We start from the raw sequence: 15,786 nt of genomic DNA on the forward strand, positions 1-15,786 counted from the left end.
GCTGAGATCATGCAGTCAATAGTTTAATTAAAAACTCTTCTTCAAAAATGGCATCGTCTGATTCAAGTAAAGAAGCAATATGTGCTACCCCCAATTCAATGAACTTCTTCATATAATCTCGGATTATTTTTTCGTCCTCAATCTCTTTTTGGAGTTCATTAATGATGAGGTGTTTTGCGAGCAGGTAGTCATTGCCGTTAATGATCGAACCCATGTCCCATGCTCCAGAACTTAGTTCAGAAGGGAGGTCGGATGTGACAGAGTAGTTTTCGATTCCATGCATCAAACTAAGCTTAACTATAAATGGTCTCGGATCTTTCGGTACATAGTGCTCCAAATGACTAATGATGTTGTCGATTCTGTCTTTACTTACTTTTGATAGCTTAATTCCTTTTGAGTCCATAATCTTATCCTTTCACTAGTTCGAAGTAACCTTCACGAATCAGTGTATATTTCTCTTTTTGGTTATAGTCCAACATGATTTGCTTAGACGTGTATTCTTTCATCAGCTCCACATACTCAGGTGTAATCTCGGTATCTGTCGAAAGAATAACGACCTGCTTACTAAGGTGCTTATAAAAATGTTCAACTAAGTTTTTACGGTGATAGCTGTCCAAACGGCCGAGCGGGGTGTCGATGATCATCGGTAAGTCCAAATCGGCTGCTTTAATCATTCCCCAAATAAATGCAGAAGAAATGATTTGCATCTCGCCGGCGGAACGTTCCTCAACGGAAATTTCAGCACCGCGCTCATTCTCGATTCGAATCATCATCTTATGACGATCGACGAAAGCACGACCAAACTCATCTTGCTTTCGCATGAGTCTATTGAGCATTTTATCGAATTCGCGACTGATCAAATCAATTTTCCAGCCTAAAACTTTTTCTGAGTATTTATCGATGGCTTCTTTGATTTTACCGTAGATCTGAACGTCATCTGCCAACTCAACAGCATTTGAAGCTGTAGATTTAGTTCCTTTTAACTTGGCTTCCAACGAACGAATCTCTTGGACGCACTCTTGTTCTTTCTTCTTGATATTCATATGAATGCTCTTCGTTTTTCCAAGCACTTCGGTAATTTCTTGAATTTTTTTATCTTCTTCTTCAACACTGATTGCCGAAGGGGCTAAATCAATTTTTTGTTGTAATGAATCAATAGAGTGCTTAATGTTGTTTGCCTTCTTAATCAGCTCAACAATTTGTTGCTTAACAGAAGAAGCATTAACACCCATGATAAATCTGCGATCATTCGGTGAAATGTCATGCCAAGTCTGTTGATTCTCTACTCCTGTCGTAGCCTTATAGTTCTCCTTTGATAACCAAATTGTTTTTCCGATTTCTTCAACTTGATGTAATTGGTCTTCAGTCAAAGGCGGATTGATTGGTTCTGAGAGAAGTTTTGACATAAATTGATGATAAGGGGTCAAGATTTGTTCAACTCTTTGCTGGTCAGAAACATATTGTTGTTCTACATTTAACCGTTTCTTTAAAGCATCAATTTTTTTAGGAGCAAAGGACGGAATTCCTTGCTCGCTAAACAGTTTTGAGATTTGATCCATGATTTGCGCATGCTGAGCTGTTAACGAACTCATCGTTGAGATAAACTTCTCTCGTGATTCGTTGTTTTGCATTTGTTTCTCATTACGAAGCTTCTTGAATTGATCAAGTTGCTTGTTATATGTTGAAACACGTCCTTCAGCTTTGATTCTTTTTTCCGTCAGTTCACTTAATTGGTCTTTTAATTCAGAGATTTTTTTGTTGAATTTTAATAGCTCGGTGCTTTTTTGAGCAGTGGCCAACTCATTGACTTTTCGTGAATAGATTTTGTCCAAATCACCTTTAAGTTCGTTAAAGTATGACATCCCATTCATTCGTCGGATTGTTGCTTTAAAGTCTGCTGAATTACGTGACGAAATAATCCGTCGAATCTCTTCACCATCAAAGATTAAGAATTGCGAAGCTTCAAATGGAATCAATTTATCGATTGTTCGGTTGAAGTCGTCAACATTGTGTGGACCGATTTGTTCGTTCCGTTTAGGGCGAGCCGCGCCAATGGTGCGCTTGCTAAATGTTTTATTTTCATTTACAACTTGTTTCTTACTATTGTATTGCCACACGACTTTAATTTCGTAGTGGTGACCATCTCCGGGTTCAAACACTAGAGACGCACTGGCTTCACGTCCACCTTGTTCAAAGAACGAATTATTAATGGTGTTCGTGAACTGTTGTTGGAATTCAGAATCAGTCATTCCTCGTTTTCCGTAGAGTAGGTATCTTACGGCCTTTAAAATCGTGGTCTTCCCGGCACCATTCAAGCCACCGATGAGAATGATGTTTTTATCCTCAGAATGTGTATCGAAATTAATTGTTTGTGAATTTAAGTATGTTTTGTAATTATTTAATTGAATACGTACTAGCTTTAACCCTGACCTTTTTCCAGATGAAGTAGGGTGGGTTAACGAATTCCCTTTTTTTATTAGGTATTTTAGTTCTTCTTCTAATTCTTTTTGGCGTTTGGTAGGGGATGTTGCTTCACCGTAATAATTGGCCTTTGAAGTAGTGAGAACGTTTTGAAGTAGGTTAGGAGATAGGTCATGTTGAGCAGAGACTTCTTTTAGAATTTCTTGCTCATTCTCATAAAACTTGTGGTTCATAGTAAAATCCTTTCTAGAAAATAGTATGTTGGGACTATATTGTTATTATAAAGGAAAATAACCTAAAAACCTGTAACTTTTTTAGAAAGGGTTTGGATAAATAAACCATGTAATGACTACATACATAGTAAGGAGAGATTACATTGAAAAGAATGTTACTTCGCAAAATCCAATTCGCCCTCCAGCATCATGGCGGGACGGCTTCATTGAAAGAAATCAACGCATATATCGAGCGGTCATACTATCAACTCGAGCTCGATCGGTATAAAGATTGGAAGGCTCACGTCAATAAACAGATTCGGGCCCATTCAAGTGATTCGGCCAGCTTCGCGGGGAAAGAAGACTTGTTTTATTCCACAGGAAATAAGGGCATCTGGGGCCTTCGCCAACCGAATAACTAACCGAAAGCGGAACCATTTCAGTTGGTTCCGCTTTCAATGTTTACAAAACATCACACCCCCTTGTCACAGAATGTTCAATCCTGTAAACTTCGAAACAGTGTGAAAAAAATGTATAAGGGGTTTATCCATGGAAATCGTTCAGCAATTATCGCAAGTACAATTACTCAACCAATTCTGGTTGCTCATGGCCTTCGTCATCCCAATGGTCATTTTATCGCGGATGGTCGTGGCCGGTTCACGGTTCTCACCAATCCTCGTCATCGTCATCTTCGGTCTCGGACTTGGCTTCGCCATGGTCGAGATGGGCATCGCGACACCGGGTCTCCCTGAGTTCCCGCTCGTCGACTTCATGTCACGGACGACGATCATCGCGCTCGTCGTATCGTTCTTCGTCGGTGGACAAGAACTTCGCAAGATTTTAAGCAAGCAAGAGCTCGACATGAAAGACATCGTCGTGCCATCGAAAGAAGAGATGTTCCTCGGAACAGGACGGACACAGTTCATCTTCATCCTCCGTTCATTCTTCTTGCTCGTCGGTCTCGAAGGGTTCTTCCGCATGATGATTCAACCGGGCGCGGCAGAGGGCATCATGCTCTACTACCCAATCCTCGCGTTGATCGGTCTCGCGGCATCGTTCCTGTTGATCGACCACAAGGCGCAAATCGACGATAAGAATGTATACATGCGTAAAGGCGTCATCGAGACAGTCTTGATGCTCGTCATCTTGTTCGTGTCGTACGGCATCGCCGTGGCGGTTCAACCGATTATCGCGCTGCCGCAAATCTTCTTCGCCATGTTGCTTTCGTCAGCACTCGGTGCCATCTTCCACAACTGGACGTATGGACCGACCGTCCGTGCGCTTCTGTTCGCCGGAATCCCGGTCGTCTTGGCCGCCAACTTCATGGTCGGTGGCTCGCGAATCGGTGATGCGTTCGCCATCGAAGGCATGAACTCGATTCTCGTGTACGGTTTCTTCGGTCAGTTGTTCTGGATGTTCGGTGGGATTGCGCTCCTCATGTGGTTCGCCCGCACAGGACACATCCGCAACCTCGCACCAGGTATGGCCGGCTCGCTCTCGCACAGTGGTCTCACAGGCGCATGTACGGCCGGTGACTTCGGTCAAGTGGCCGCGAAACGTGCCCCAATCATGATCAACATCCCGTTCTTCGGTCACATCTTCGTGTTCTCGATTTTGGCAGTCAGTGCCGACAATGGGGCGCTCTGGATTTGGCCGACGGCGATCATCGTCTTGGTCGGTCTCACGTTGACGGCGCTCTCGCTCAAAAACTTGCGCGGTGCCAACGGCGAAGACTTCAAAGAAGTGAAGGCGCTCATGCAGTTCTCGTTCGGTTGGCAGATGATGGCGGTCTTCGGTGGACTCGTCCTTCTTACGTTCAGCACGATCGCGTTCGACTACACGACGATGGCTCAATCGTCAGCCATCTCGCACTTCGGTCTCTTCGCAGCCGTCCAAGGTGGCATGTTCGGGACGGAAGCGTCGCTTCTTATCCCGCTCATCTTCTCGATGCCGTTCCTCGTCCACCCGCTCGTGTTCTACATGTTCGGGAAGGCGCTCGATAACAACGGTGAAATGCCGCGCGTACCAGTTTACGCGATGGCGCTAATCGGTGTCGTTGGAGTCTCGTTCGCAGTTCTCGGCGTATAATCAAACAGCCGCTTCTACCAATGCGTAGAAGCGGTTTTTTTTGTGCTTATTTTTCTGCGAACGGCCGCCACTTTGGGTCTTTGACGTCGTGCCCGTTCGGAGTCCGGACAAATTTGAGCGAACCTCGATCGCATGCGCCAAAATGAATGTAGTTCTGTTGCGCTTGTCGGAGCGACACCGTATTGGCACCACCCTCATAATCTGGATCGCTGAACTGAACACCGTCGTCTTCCCAGAAACAGATGCCGCAAATGTCATACGTGCCGGGTGGTTCTTCGTTAAGTGTTTGATAGCCGCAACAAGGACATGTGTATGTCATCGAATATCACCTCACTTTTCAGTATACCGCACGCCGCGTACAAAAAAACGGTCGACACGAGGTCGACCGCTTCAAGCTCACAACAACATGGACAACAGCGTCAAAATCGCCAATCCGCCTTGCGTGAGGATAATCTTTTTGTTGCTCGTGATACTGCCGTACAACGCGACGAGCACGATATAGATGAGAAGCATCGTGACGATCTCAATCGACTGGCTGACGAACAGACCGTACAGCAAGCCGACGCCGATCAACCCATTATAGACGCCTTGGTTCTTGAACAGCACCGACACAGAATCTCGCGCGAGCTCTTGTTCCGTCATGTTGAAGACACGGGCCGTCGTTCTCGAACGCGTGGCAAACGTCTCTAAATACATAATGTAGAAGAACTCGATGGCGACGAGTGTTCCGAGGACGAGGGTGAGCCCGGACACGTTAGTTGGCCGTCGCGACTTCCGTCACATGGAGCACTGGTTTCGCCGTCACGTAGTTGCCTACGTTTTGGGCGAACGCGATGAGGTCCGGGTTTTGGTTGTGTTGTTCGACGGCCGCTTGGTCGGCCCAGTTCTCAATCATGACGAAGCGGTTCTCCGAAGTCGTCGATTGGAACAGTTCATAGCTCAAGCAACCGGCTTCTTGTTTCGACGAGTCGATAAGCTTGTTGATGTCGGCCAAGAAGTTGTCAAACTCTGTTTCTTTCACGTCGAAAATGGCATTGATTAAGATCATGTGGGTGTCCTCCGATTATTTGAATGATGTGATTTTTTCAGCGTCGAGACGGACCGATTGGTAGCCTTCTTCTGCAGCTTTACCGACCGAGAGGATCATGACCGGCACGTAACGGTCTTTATCTAAACCGAACGCTTCCGCGAGTTGGTCTTTCTCGAAACCGCCGATTGGGTTCGTGTCGTAACCGTGGGCACGGGCGACGAGCATGAATTGCATCGCTGCGAGACTCGAGTCGATTTTGACGATGTCGTTCATCTCTTGTTTCGACAAGTTCTTGTAGTATGGGAGGATGGCACCGAGCTGTTGGTCGCGTACTTCTTGCGGCATTTTGCCTTCCGCGACAGCTTGGTCATAAATCTCTTCACCAAGTTCGTAGCATTCCATGTCGCCGAAGATGAGGACCATCGCAGCCGACGTGTCGTTTTGACGGACGTTGAAGCGGATGAGCGGCTTGAGCGTCTCTTTCGCCTCTGGGCTCTCGACGACGACGAAGCGCCACGGTTGCATGTTGACTGAAGACGGGGCTGTTGTCGCTTCCTCGATCATTTGAAGCATTTCAAGTTGTGAGATTTTGACGTTCTCGTCGTAGACGCGGATCGATTTGCGACCGAGCATCACGTCAGTGAATGTGTTGTTTTCGAATGTAGTTGCCATGGATATTACCTCTTTCTCTCTTGTTATAGTTGGTTAAGCTTTTGCAGCAGACTCGACAGCTGATTGATTTCTGACTCGGACAGCACTCTCGTAATCAAATGCTTGCCGCGGTCGTGGTCTTGTTCACAGCTCGTCAAGTCATGTTTGGCTTCGTCGGTCAAATGGACGAACACTTCACGATGGTTCGCGGTGTTCCGTTCCCGGCGGACGTAGCCTTTTTCTTCAAGAATCTTCAAATGGCGGGTGATGGCCGCATTGTCGATTTTCATCGCCTGCTGAATCTCGCTTTGCGAACAGACGCCCTTGTCATGCACAATCATGAGCATTTCGTAGCGGGTCAGGCTGAAGCCCGTCTCTTTCTCGAACGAGGTCGCGACGCGTTGGTCCGCCAGTTTGATTTGGTACAGCAGTCGGCTGATATCTCGTAATTCCATCTGTGGTGTCTCACCCCTCTCATTTGATAAGTCAATTGTTGACTCGTCAAATGTAAAACATTCATGACGTGCTGTAAAGGAGAATGCTCACGAAAAACCATCCGCTTGTGCGAATGGTGATCATTCTTCATATTTGGTGCCATCGAAGTGGTAGTCATGGATGAACGTCGTCTTGTCGAAGCCATATAGTCGATCATGACGATTCAAGTCCTCGATTGTCTGAATTTCATGCATCGCCGGTTCTCCGGGTAAGGAATCGCGGGCGACGTTCAAATACCGCTCGGTGAAGTCGTCATCCTCATACGGTGTCCCGTCGAATGAGAAGTGGACCGAATAGACGTCGTCCTCCAAAGCGCGAATCACGTCGAGCATTCGTTGTTTCTGTGCATCGGTGTTCGCCCAGTTCTCATGGAACATGACCGACACGTCCAAGAACTCTTTTGACTCGACGTCGAAGACGGACGTCGGGGTAGGGCGTACGGTCGTCGCAACATCCTCATCCACACCGGTCGGCACACTCGCGCGGACCGTTTCCGCCTCCGTCAACAAGTCGAGTTGCTCGAGACGCTCCTTGAACGTGTCTTCGGCTTCTTGCTGCCAGACATGTTCGAGCACGTTGTCATGGATTGTTTGATCAGTCTGATACGTCTCAGCCCAATAGTCACCTTCGAGTATCGGATCGGTCAGGGTGAATTCGGCCGCATAGCCGCCCATCTTCCAGTCGCGCTTGAGCGTGACCTCGACGTCTTCTCCATATGTATCTTCAATATAGGTCGCGTATCGTTCTTCCTCGTCTTGTTTTGCGTAAGTCGACCATGTCGTGCCAAGCGCGGTCACGGCGACAGCGGTTGCGACTAACCATCGTTTTCTCATTTTTGATTCACCTCTCTACCAATGTACCTGAAATGGAAGTGTCCTACCTCGGTCCAAAGTCGTATTCAATTTATTCCCAAATGCCTGTAAACTGAAAGTGCCCTTTAAGAACTATTGTATTTACGTGTACTAATACATATAATACACTTATACTACGTACACAAGAGAGGGTGTGACCCATGTTATATAAAATTGATATGAAAAGCGCGGAACCTTTGTATGAACAAATCGTCAACCAGACGAAAGCGCTCGTCATCCGTGGCATCTTACGTCCGGGGGATAAAGTCATGTCGGTGCGTGAACTCGCGACCGACCTCGTCATCAATCCAAACACGGTCAGCAAGGCGTATCAGGAACTCGAACGGCTCGGCTTGCTCGAGATGCATCGCGGACGCGGGACGTTCGTGTCCGAGGACTGGATTGACCAAGACTCGCCGCGCGCGCCGATCCTTGAAGCGATCAAGAAACTCGCCATCGATTGCCATTATGCCAACATTGAGCTCACCGAAGCGCTGACGCTATTTGAGACAGAGTATAAGAAAGTAGGGGAGAACCATGCTGACAGTACAGCAACTGAGTAAGAAGATCGATCGCCAGCAAGTGTTAGAAGATATCGAATTCACGGTCGACTCGGGTGAAATCATCGCGCTCGTCGGCCGGAACGGTGCCGGCAAGACGACATTGCTCCGGACGATGGTCGGTATCATTCGGCCGGATCAAGGCGATGTCCGCTACGGACCGTCAAGCATCTTTGAGAAAGCAGAGTTGGAGCGTGACGTCATCTTTGTCCCGGATTCGGCCGACGCCCTCAAACATTATACGATTAACGAAGCGGCTGCGCTCTACGAATCGATTTATCCATCGTTCAACCGATCGATTTTCAGAGAGACGCTCACTCGCTATAACATCGACAACAAGAAGATTCGCCAGCTCTCGAAAGGGCAGAAGGCGATGGTGACGCTCTCGCTCGCGTTCGCCGTCCAAGCGAAATATTATCTGCTCGATGAACCGACGGACGGACTCGACGTCGTCGCCAAATCCGACGTCTTGAAGCTGATGATCGCCCAAGTCGAGGCACGCAACTGTTCGATTATCGTCTCGAGCCATCAGTTGCATGAGCTCGAACGAATCGCCGACCGCATCATCATGATCGAGAAAGGACGCGTTAAGGCAATCATGTCGCTCGAGGAGGCGCGTGAGACGAGCGTCAAACTGCAAGTCGTCTTCAACGACCAAGTACCGGTCGAACTGCTTGAACGGAAAGATATCGAAATCATCAACGTCACAGGCCGGGTCGCCTTGTTCATGGCGAAAGAACGGACGAAAGAACTCGATACGTTCGTCGATGCGCATGATCCGATGCTCGTCGAAGAAATCCCAATGTCGCTCGAAGACATTTTCCGGGTCCAATTAGGAGGTGAGGCAAGTGTCTTTTAAAATCTTATTAAAGAAAGATTGGAAACAAGTATCGATTTTATGGATGTTGCTCGTTTTTCTCGGAGTGATTGCCTTCACGGTACCAGTTTGGTCACAGATGCAATACTTTGACCAGGAACTTCGTAACATTCAAGAAAATCCAGGTGAATATGCCGATTGGATCGATGGGGATTCGTCTGATTTGTCCGTCCAAGACTTTTTTAACGAAAATAATGGAACAGGCTATTGGATTGGTGACTTACAATCGCTCATTCCTATGGGTGGGGTATTGTTTTTATTCGTTATTTTTGGTGCTCTCATGGCATCCGTCTTGATTGGTGCAGAACGGAACAGTCAAATGTCCGATTTCACGATGTCTCTCCCGTTCACAAGGAACCAGCTTTACATATCGAAATGGTTAATTGGGACGGTAGGGATTATTGTGTCGTCTGTGCTCGGTGGGACGCTCATGATAATGATGATTCGCTTCTCGGACTACGCTTTTTTGATGGAAGGAAGCACGAATCGAGTCATCGCGCTCGTCGTGCTTATGATGCTTAGTGGTATCTCTTTCTTCTCAGCTGCTCTATGGATGGGATCGTTCGGAGGAGAATCGATTTCTCAAGTAATTTGGACGTTCATTGCGTTAATCTTCCCAATTGGTTTGATTGCGCTCGTACAAGGATCCGTCTATGCGTTCTCGCAACAGTATGATTCTAGGTATGCATTCTTCGACGATTTATTCCAGAGTACGTTCTTACGTGTTTTATCGCCATTCTCGAACTTGGCAAACGTAGACATGTATCAATACTTTACGAACCAAGCTGAATGGCAGAAATTCTTAGCAATTGCGCCATGGAGCGCACTAGCTTTCATCGCATTATCATTCGGGCTGGGCATTTGGATGTTCAACCGAGCACCGCAAGAAAACAACGGACGATTTTTTATGTTCTCGAATTGGCTATGGCTGATCCACATCATCATGGTTCTCTGTTTCGCCATGTTAGGAGGAATCATTCTCTCAGCATTCTCGATGCAGTCAGGTTTTGCACTATACATCGTCGGCTTCCTAATTGGCGGCTTCATCGCCCACTTGCTCGCGAAACGGTTGCTTTACCGCTTTAACTTGAAACTAAAATCTTAAAAGGAGGATTCTAATGAAACGGCTCAGTCTACTCGTCGTCTTGCTCGTCATGCTCGCGGGATGCGGGGATACCCATCGACCGAACGCCTTCCAGTATAAAGATTCATATGTCGGTGACAACAGCGCCGTCTCGGGCATCGCGCAGACGTTACCGATGCATGACTGTTACAAGTCGATTGAGCTACAGACGTCGAAGCGGCCGTACGGTTTGACGGTCCGCTACAGCGACCCGGAAATCGAGCGCATCGAGCAAGAGCGGTTGGCCATCCGCAACGCGGCAACGTATTTTACGCTCGTCAAAAATGCGGAAATTGTCCGCTTCGCTTTCCCGAACCGGACGTACGCGTTCTCACGTCCGGAGATGGAGGCGTGGCTCGATATCGACTTCTCGACGATCAAGTGGGAGAAAGAGTTAACGGACCGTTTAAACGAGAAAATTAGCAATGAGGAACAGACGGAAGCCTATTTCAAGAGAATCTGAACGTGTGCGGAAACTTTCATCCGCGCACGTTTTTTCGATATTTTCTGAAAATTATCGGGTAAAGGGTAGATGAAAGCGTTTTCTTGGCATTATAATAGAGTTAACTGAATGACTATTCATTCCAAGGAGGAGAATCGATGAACAAACCGTGGTTGCAAGATTATCCAGCTGACATGCCAGAAACGATTGATTACGAGGTGAAGCCGCTCTATGAGGCGCTATCCCGGGCCGCTACCGATTATCCGGACCGGACCGCCGTCTCTTTCATCGGCAAAGAGTTGACGTTCGCCGAGGTCGATGACGCGGCGAAACGGTTGGCGACGATGCTCCAATCGAAAGGCCTGCAAAAAGGGGACCGCGTCAGCCTGATGCTCCCGAACTGTCCGCAATACGTCATTTCATTCTACGCCGTCTTGTACGCTGGTGGAACGGTCGTCCAGACGAACCCGCTCTACACCGAGCATGAGCTCGAGAATTTGATCACCGACTCAGGTGCGAACATCCTCATCACGCTCGACCTCCTCTATCCGAAATCGCTTCGTGTGAAACAGAAGACGGACATTAAGACGATCATCACGACGAGCATCGCCGACTATCTTCCGTTCCCGAAGAACAAGCTGTACCCGATCAAAGTGAAACGTGAGAACAACATCGTCATCGACACGACAGGTTCGGTCGCATTCAAAGACTATAAGAACTTCGGGCCGATCACCCCGATCGCAATCGATCCGAAAGCGGATGTCGCTGTCTTGCAATATACGGGCGGGACAACGGGGTTGCCAAAAGGCGTCATGCTGACCCACTTCAACTTGACGGCGAACGTCGACCAAATCTCGAACTTCTTCTATAGATATAGCCGAGGCGACCTAAAGCGTGTCTTGAGCGTCGTCCCGTTCTTCCACGTCTACGGGATGACATGCTGTCTGAACTTCGGGATGGCGAACGGATATGAGCTCGTCCTCGTCCCGCGCTTTGACGTCACCGACGTCTTGAAGACGATCCACAAGAAGAAGCCACACTTCTTCCCAGGTGCACCGACGATGTATGTCGGCATCCTCAACGACCCGAAATCGAAGAAATATGACCTGTCGTCAATCGAGGCGTGTATCTCCGGGTCGGCGCCGCTCCCGGTCGAAGTGCAGGAGCAGTTCGAGAGCATCACGGGCGGTCGCATCGTCGAAGGGTACGGGTTATCGGAGACGTCACCGGTCACGCACGCGAACTTCCTATGGGATAAACGGATCGTCGGCTCGATCGGCGTGCCGTTGTCGGACACATCTGCTAAAATTGTAAAGGCAGACGGGGAGACGCCGGCGGATGTCGGCGAGATCGGTGAAGTCATGCTTCATGGCCCGCAAGTCATGAAAGGATATTGGCAGAAGCCGGAAGACACGGCGGCCGTCTTGAAAGACGGCTGGCTCGCGACGGGTGACCTCGGCTATATGGGCGAGGACGGCTTCTTCTATATCGTCGACCGGAAGAAAGATATGATTATCGCCGGTGGCTTCAACGTCTATCCGCGTGAAATCGAAGAAGTGCTTTACGAACATCCGGCCGTCAAGGAAGCGGTCTGTATCGGCGTGCCGGATCCGTATCGCGGCGAGACAGTCAAGGCGTTCATCGTGATGCGGGACGGGGCCAGCGTGACGGAAGAAGAGCTTGACAAGCACTGCCGCGAGAAGCTTGCCGCGTATAAAGTGCCGAAGTTATATGAGTTCCGGGAAGAGTTGCCGAAGACGTTCGTCGGTAAGATTTTGCGCCGCATCCTCGTCGACGAAGAGAAGGCGAAACAAGTAAAACAAAGCAGTTGACACAACGGTGTCACATGATAGAATAATAAATGAATGAACCATCATTCATTTTTATGCAGCGGTAAGGAGCTTGGGTGTTTATGACAAAGAATGGATCAAAAAGTGACCGCATTATCGATGCGGCAGTGAAAGTGATTGCGGACCATGGCTATCACGGTGCAAAGGTGACGGCCATCGCCAAAGAAGCGGGCGTCGCCGACGGAACGATTTATCTGTACTTCAAAAACAAGGAACATCTGTTGATTGAATTGTTCCAGACGAAGATGGGCCTGTTCATCGACTACTCGAAACAACAGATCGAGCGGGAGACGACGGCCGGCGACAAGCTGTATCAGTTGATTGAGTCGCATTTGAAACAACTATCGGCCGATTACGACCTCGCCGTCGTGACGCAAATCGAGCTCCGGCAGTCGAATTTGGCGCTCCGCCAAAAGATTAGCGAAGTACTCAAACCGTACTTGAACTTAATTGACACGGTCGTACAACACGGGATCGACACCGGCGAATTCGATCGCGAACTCGACTATCGCCTGGCTCGCCAGATGATTTTCGGCACGATCGATGAAGTGGTCACGAGTTGGATGGCGAGCGGCTTCAAGTATGATTTGATGTCGACGCTACCGAAAGTACACCATATGTTAAAAAAAGGGCTTGCTTAACCGTAAGCCCTCTCGCTAGCTCAAAAAATGAACGCTGATTCATGAATGATGGTGCGAACAACTTATAAGGGGGAACTACGATGAATATTTTTGTGTTGCTGAAGCGTACGTTCGATACAGAGGAAGCGATTCAGCTCGAGAATGGGGTAATTCAAGAAGACGGCGCTGAGTTCATCATCAACCCGTATGACGAATATGCGGTCGAAGAAGCCATCCGTAAACGTGACGATCTCGGGGGAGAAGTCACGGTCGTGACGGTCGGACCAGAAGACGCGGACAAAGAACTTCGGACGGCGCTCGCGATGGGTGCGGACAAAGCGGTCCGCATCTCAATCGAGGATGACGTCGAGGACGCAGACCATGTGACGATTTCGAAAGTGCTCGCCACGTACTTGAAAGAGCAAGCGCCAGATCTCATCTTCGCAGGGAACGTCGCCATTGACGGCGGTAGCGGCCAAGTCGCACCACGTGTCGCTGAACTGTTGGACATGAACTACGTGACGACGATCACGAAACTCGATATCGACGGCACGACAGCGACGGTCACACGCGACGTCGAAGGGGACACTGAAGTGATCGAAGTGGCGCTCCCGCTCCTCGTGACAGCGCAGCAAGGATTGAACGAACCGCGTTACCCGAGCCTTCCAGGCATCATGAAGGCGAAGAAGAAGCCACTCGAAGAACTCGAACTGTCGGACATCGACCTCGATGAAGACGAGATCGAAGCGAAAATCGAGACGATCGAACGTTTCTTGCCAGAAGAGAAGAAAGCTGGGCGCATCCTTGAAGGGGATACGTCGTCACAAGTGAGCGAGCTCGTTCAATTACTTCGCACGGAAGCCAAAGTCATTTAAGGGGGACACATAGATGAAAGCTCTAGTACTCGCAGAAGCGCGTGAAGGCGCGTTACGGAACGTATCATTTGAAGCAATCGCCGCAGCGAAGCAATTGACGGACGACGTGACGGCGGTCGTCATCGGGGATGATGTCAAAGCACTCGCCAATGAACTCGGGGAATACGGCGCGGGACGCGTCCTCGTCATCGAAGACGAGCGTCTCAAACACTATACGCCAGACGGTTACGGACAAGTGCTCCGCCAAGTCATCGACCAGGAGTCGCCGGACATGATCGTCCTCGGTCATACCGCACTCGGAAAAGATATCGCACCGAAACTTGCGGCTCGTCTGGACGCCGGCCTCATCAGTGACGTCGTCTCGATTGAAGGATCTGGCAAAGACGCCGAGTTCGTCCGCCCGATCTATTCAGGGAAAGCGTTCGAGAAAGTGAAATTCAAAGACTCGGTCATGTTCTTCACGATCCGTCCGAACAACATCGACGCTCTTCCGCGTACGGCTGGAGCGAGTGTGTCGGTCGAGACACCGAGCGTGGAGCTCAAGGACCTCGCCATGATCGTCAAAGAAGTCGTCCGCAAGGCGACGGGGAAAGTCGATTTGACGGAAGCGAAAGTCATCGTCGCCGGTGGGCGCGGCGTCAAGAGCGAGGACGGCTTCAAGCCGCTCGAAGAGCTCGCGGAATTGCTCGGCGGGGCCGTCGGTGCTTCACGTGGAGCATGTGACGCCGACTACTGTGACTACGCGCTACAAATCGGGCAGACCGGGAAAGTCGTCACGCCGGACTTGTATATCGCCTGCGGCATCTCTGGGGCGATCCAACACTTGGCCGGGATGAGCAACGCCAAAGTCATCGTCGCCATCAACAAAGACCCGGAAGCGAACATCTTCACCGTGGCCGACTACGGCATTGTCGGTGACTTGTTCGACGTCGTCCCGCTCTTGACGGAAGAGTTCCGCAAACACCTCGTCAATAGCTGATATGCAGAATGTTTGGGGAAACGTACCCTCCGTGGTATACTCTGAACATGAAATGCATGAGAGTTCTTAATCGGCTCTCACATCTTACTGGGGAGGTATTTACCAAATGGCTATTAAACACGCAACGACTCAAACATTCGAACAAGAAGTAAAAGAGGGCGTCGTCCTCGTCGATTTCTGGGCAGCTTGGTGTGGACCGTGCCGCATGATCGCACCGGTACTCGAAGAGCTTGACCAAGAGATGGGCGACCAAGTCCAAATCGTTAAACTCGACGTTGACGAGAACCCAGAAGTAGCGGGCGCTTTCCAAATTCAAAGTATCCCAACACTTATGATGTTCAAAGACGGACAACCTGTTTCGAAAACAATGGGCTTCCAACCAAAAGAAGCACTCAAAGAGTTTATCGCAACAGCACAATAACCACGTACAGCCGACCGGGGAACTAGTCGGCTGTTTTTTGTTGGGCTCGTTAGGGAAGAAGGAGTTTAGTCGTTTCGCATGGAATAACAACGGTTAAGGTTCGGTACGGATTTAGCGGGGAATCCGGAAAAATCACTATCTGAAAACGGATACATACGACGCTTGATCAGATTTTTTTTCGTCGCTTTTTGTCGACTATCTTCATATTTAACAGTTCGGGAATTTTTGAGGAGACTGGAAAATGCGGCAAGGTTTTATCATGGAAACAGACTGAAAATTTACGCTATACTC

The 15,786-nt window shown here is 49.0% G+C and carries 19 protein-coding genes; 11 read left to right on the plus strand and 8 right to left on the minus strand.

Annotated features, from left to right (window positions below):
- Window positions 1–7: 7 nt before the first annotated feature.
- Both KNP64_RS00570 and dndD read right to left on the minus strand, forming a co-directional pair.
- Window positions 8–403 (minus strand): hypothetical protein, encoded by a 396-nt coding sequence (locus tag KNP64_RS00570; RefSeq protein WP_214791693.1) that lies wholly within the window; start codon window positions 401–403, stop codon window positions 8–10.
- 4 nt (window positions 404–407) lie between these two features.
- A complete protein-coding gene (gene dndD / locus KNP64_RS00575) occupies window positions 408–2,654 on the minus strand; it encodes a DNA sulfur modification protein DndD (protein WP_214791691.1) in 2,247 nt (748 codons plus the stop codon).
- 152 nt (window positions 2,655–2,806) lie between these two features.
- On the opposite strand from dndD, the gene KNP64_RS00580 reads away from it, so the two are divergent.
- Both KNP64_RS00580 and KNP64_RS00585 read left to right on the plus strand, forming a co-directional pair.
- Window positions 2,807–3,055, plus strand: a complete 249-nt coding sequence (locus KNP64_RS00580) for a hypothetical protein (RefSeq protein WP_251126260.1) — start codon at window positions 2,807–2,809, stop codon at window positions 3,053–3,055.
- A 127-nt stretch (window positions 3,056–3,182) separates the two neighbouring features.
- Window positions 3,183–4,721, plus strand: a complete 1,539-nt coding sequence (locus tag KNP64_RS00585; protein WP_214763760.1) for a hypothetical protein — start codon at window positions 3,183–3,185, stop codon at window positions 4,719–4,721.
- Between the two features lie 46 nt (window positions 4,722–4,767).
- Here KNP64_RS00585 and KNP64_RS00590 read toward each other — a convergent pair whose 3' ends face one another.
- From KNP64_RS00590 to KNP64_RS00615, 6 genes are all read right to left on the minus strand, one after another.
- Window positions 4,768–5,040, minus strand: a complete 273-nt coding sequence (locus KNP64_RS00590; RefSeq protein WP_214791687.1) for a CPCC family cysteine-rich protein — start codon at window positions 5,038–5,040, stop codon at window positions 4,768–4,770.
- Window positions 5,041–5,117: 77 nt separating this feature from the next.
- On the minus strand, window positions 5,118–5,474 hold the full coding sequence (locus tag KNP64_RS00595) for a DUF1304 domain-containing protein (RefSeq protein ID WP_214763764.1): 357 nt from the start codon (window positions 5,472–5,474) through the stop codon (window positions 5,118–5,120).
- A 1-nt stretch (window position 5,475) separates the two neighbouring features.
- On the minus strand, window positions 5,476–5,769 hold the full coding sequence (locus KNP64_RS00600) for a putative quinol monooxygenase (RefSeq protein WP_021066808.1): 294 nt from the start codon (window positions 5,767–5,769) through the stop codon (window positions 5,476–5,478).
- A gap of 15 nt (window positions 5,770–5,784) precedes the next feature.
- Complete coding sequence (locus KNP64_RS00605) at window positions 5,785–6,423, minus strand: nitroreductase family protein (protein WP_021066809.1); 639 nt, start codon at window positions 6,421–6,423, stop codon at window positions 5,785–5,787.
- 23 nt (window positions 6,424–6,446) lie between these two features.
- The gene (locus KNP64_RS00610) at window positions 6,447–6,857 is read right to left on the minus strand and encodes a MarR family winged helix-turn-helix transcriptional regulator (protein WP_138859783.1); all 411 of its coding nucleotides are present in this window, start codon (window positions 6,855–6,857) and stop codon (window positions 6,447–6,449) included.
- A gap of 120 nt (window positions 6,858–6,977) precedes the next feature.
- A complete protein-coding gene (locus KNP64_RS00615; RefSeq protein ID WP_214791685.1) occupies window positions 6,978–7,730 on the minus strand; it encodes a hypothetical protein in 753 nt (250 codons plus the stop codon).
- 179 nt (window positions 7,731–7,909) lie between these two features.
- Here KNP64_RS00615 and KNP64_RS00620 point away from each other — a divergent pair, with 179 nt between their 5' ends.
- The 9 genes from KNP64_RS00620 (at window position 7,910) to trxA (ending at window position 15,495) form a co-directional block, all read left to right on the plus strand.
- Window positions 7,910–8,311 carry a GntR family transcriptional regulator gene (locus KNP64_RS00620; RefSeq protein WP_021066814.1) on the plus strand — a complete coding sequence of 134 codons (402 nt, stop codon included), beginning with the start codon at window positions 7,910–7,912 and terminating at the stop codon, window positions 8,309–8,311.
- Window positions 8,286–9,167, plus strand: a complete 882-nt coding sequence (locus KNP64_RS00625; RefSeq protein ID WP_214791683.1) for an ABC transporter ATP-binding protein — start codon at window positions 8,286–8,288, stop codon at window positions 9,165–9,167. The genes KNP64_RS00620 and KNP64_RS00625 overlap by 26 nt, the downstream gene beginning before the upstream one ends.
- Complete coding sequence (locus tag KNP64_RS00630; RefSeq protein WP_214791682.1) at window positions 9,157–10,290, plus strand: ABC transporter permease subunit; 1,134 nt, start codon at window positions 9,157–9,159, stop codon at window positions 10,288–10,290. The genes KNP64_RS00625 and KNP64_RS00630 overlap by 11 nt, the downstream gene beginning before the upstream one ends.
- A 13-nt stretch (window positions 10,291–10,303) precedes the next feature.
- The gene (locus KNP64_RS00635) at window positions 10,304–10,771 is read left to right on the plus strand and encodes a DUF4825 domain-containing protein (RefSeq protein ID WP_214791680.1); all 468 of its coding nucleotides are present in this window, start codon (window positions 10,304–10,306) and stop codon (window positions 10,769–10,771) included.
- Window positions 10,772–10,908: 137 nt separating this feature from the next.
- Window positions 10,909–12,582: an AMP-binding protein gene (locus KNP64_RS00640; RefSeq protein ID WP_214791678.1), complete on the plus strand. Its 1,674-nt coding sequence runs from the start codon at window positions 10,909–10,911 to the stop codon at window positions 12,580–12,582.
- Window positions 12,583–12,662: 80 nt separating this feature from the next.
- On the plus strand, window positions 12,663–13,241 hold the full coding sequence (locus KNP64_RS00645) for a fatty acid metabolism transcriptional regulator FadR (RefSeq protein WP_214763772.1): 579 nt from the start codon (window positions 12,663–12,665) through the stop codon (window positions 13,239–13,241).
- Window positions 13,242–13,321: 80 nt separating this feature from the next.
- Window positions 13,322–14,095, plus strand: a complete 774-nt coding sequence (locus KNP64_RS00650; protein ID WP_214791676.1) for an electron transfer flavoprotein subunit beta/FixA family protein — start codon at window positions 13,322–13,324, stop codon at window positions 14,093–14,095.
- 13 nt (window positions 14,096–14,108) lie between these two features.
- A complete protein-coding gene (locus KNP64_RS00655) occupies window positions 14,109–15,074 on the plus strand; it encodes an electron transfer flavoprotein subunit alpha/FixB family protein (RefSeq protein ID WP_034776767.1) in 966 nt (321 codons plus the stop codon).
- A 106-nt stretch (window positions 15,075–15,180) separates the two neighbouring features.
- A complete protein-coding gene (trxA, locus tag KNP64_RS00660; RefSeq protein ID WP_021066822.1) occupies window positions 15,181–15,495 on the plus strand; it encodes a thioredoxin in 315 nt (104 codons plus the stop codon).
- Window positions 15,496–15,786 lie beyond the last annotated feature (291 nt).

Origin of the sequence: Exiguobacterium sp. s64, assembly GCF_018618035.1 — a bacterium.
Taxonomy (GTDB): Bacteria; Bacillota; Bacilli; order Exiguobacteriales; family Exiguobacteriaceae; genus Exiguobacterium; species Exiguobacterium mexicanum_A.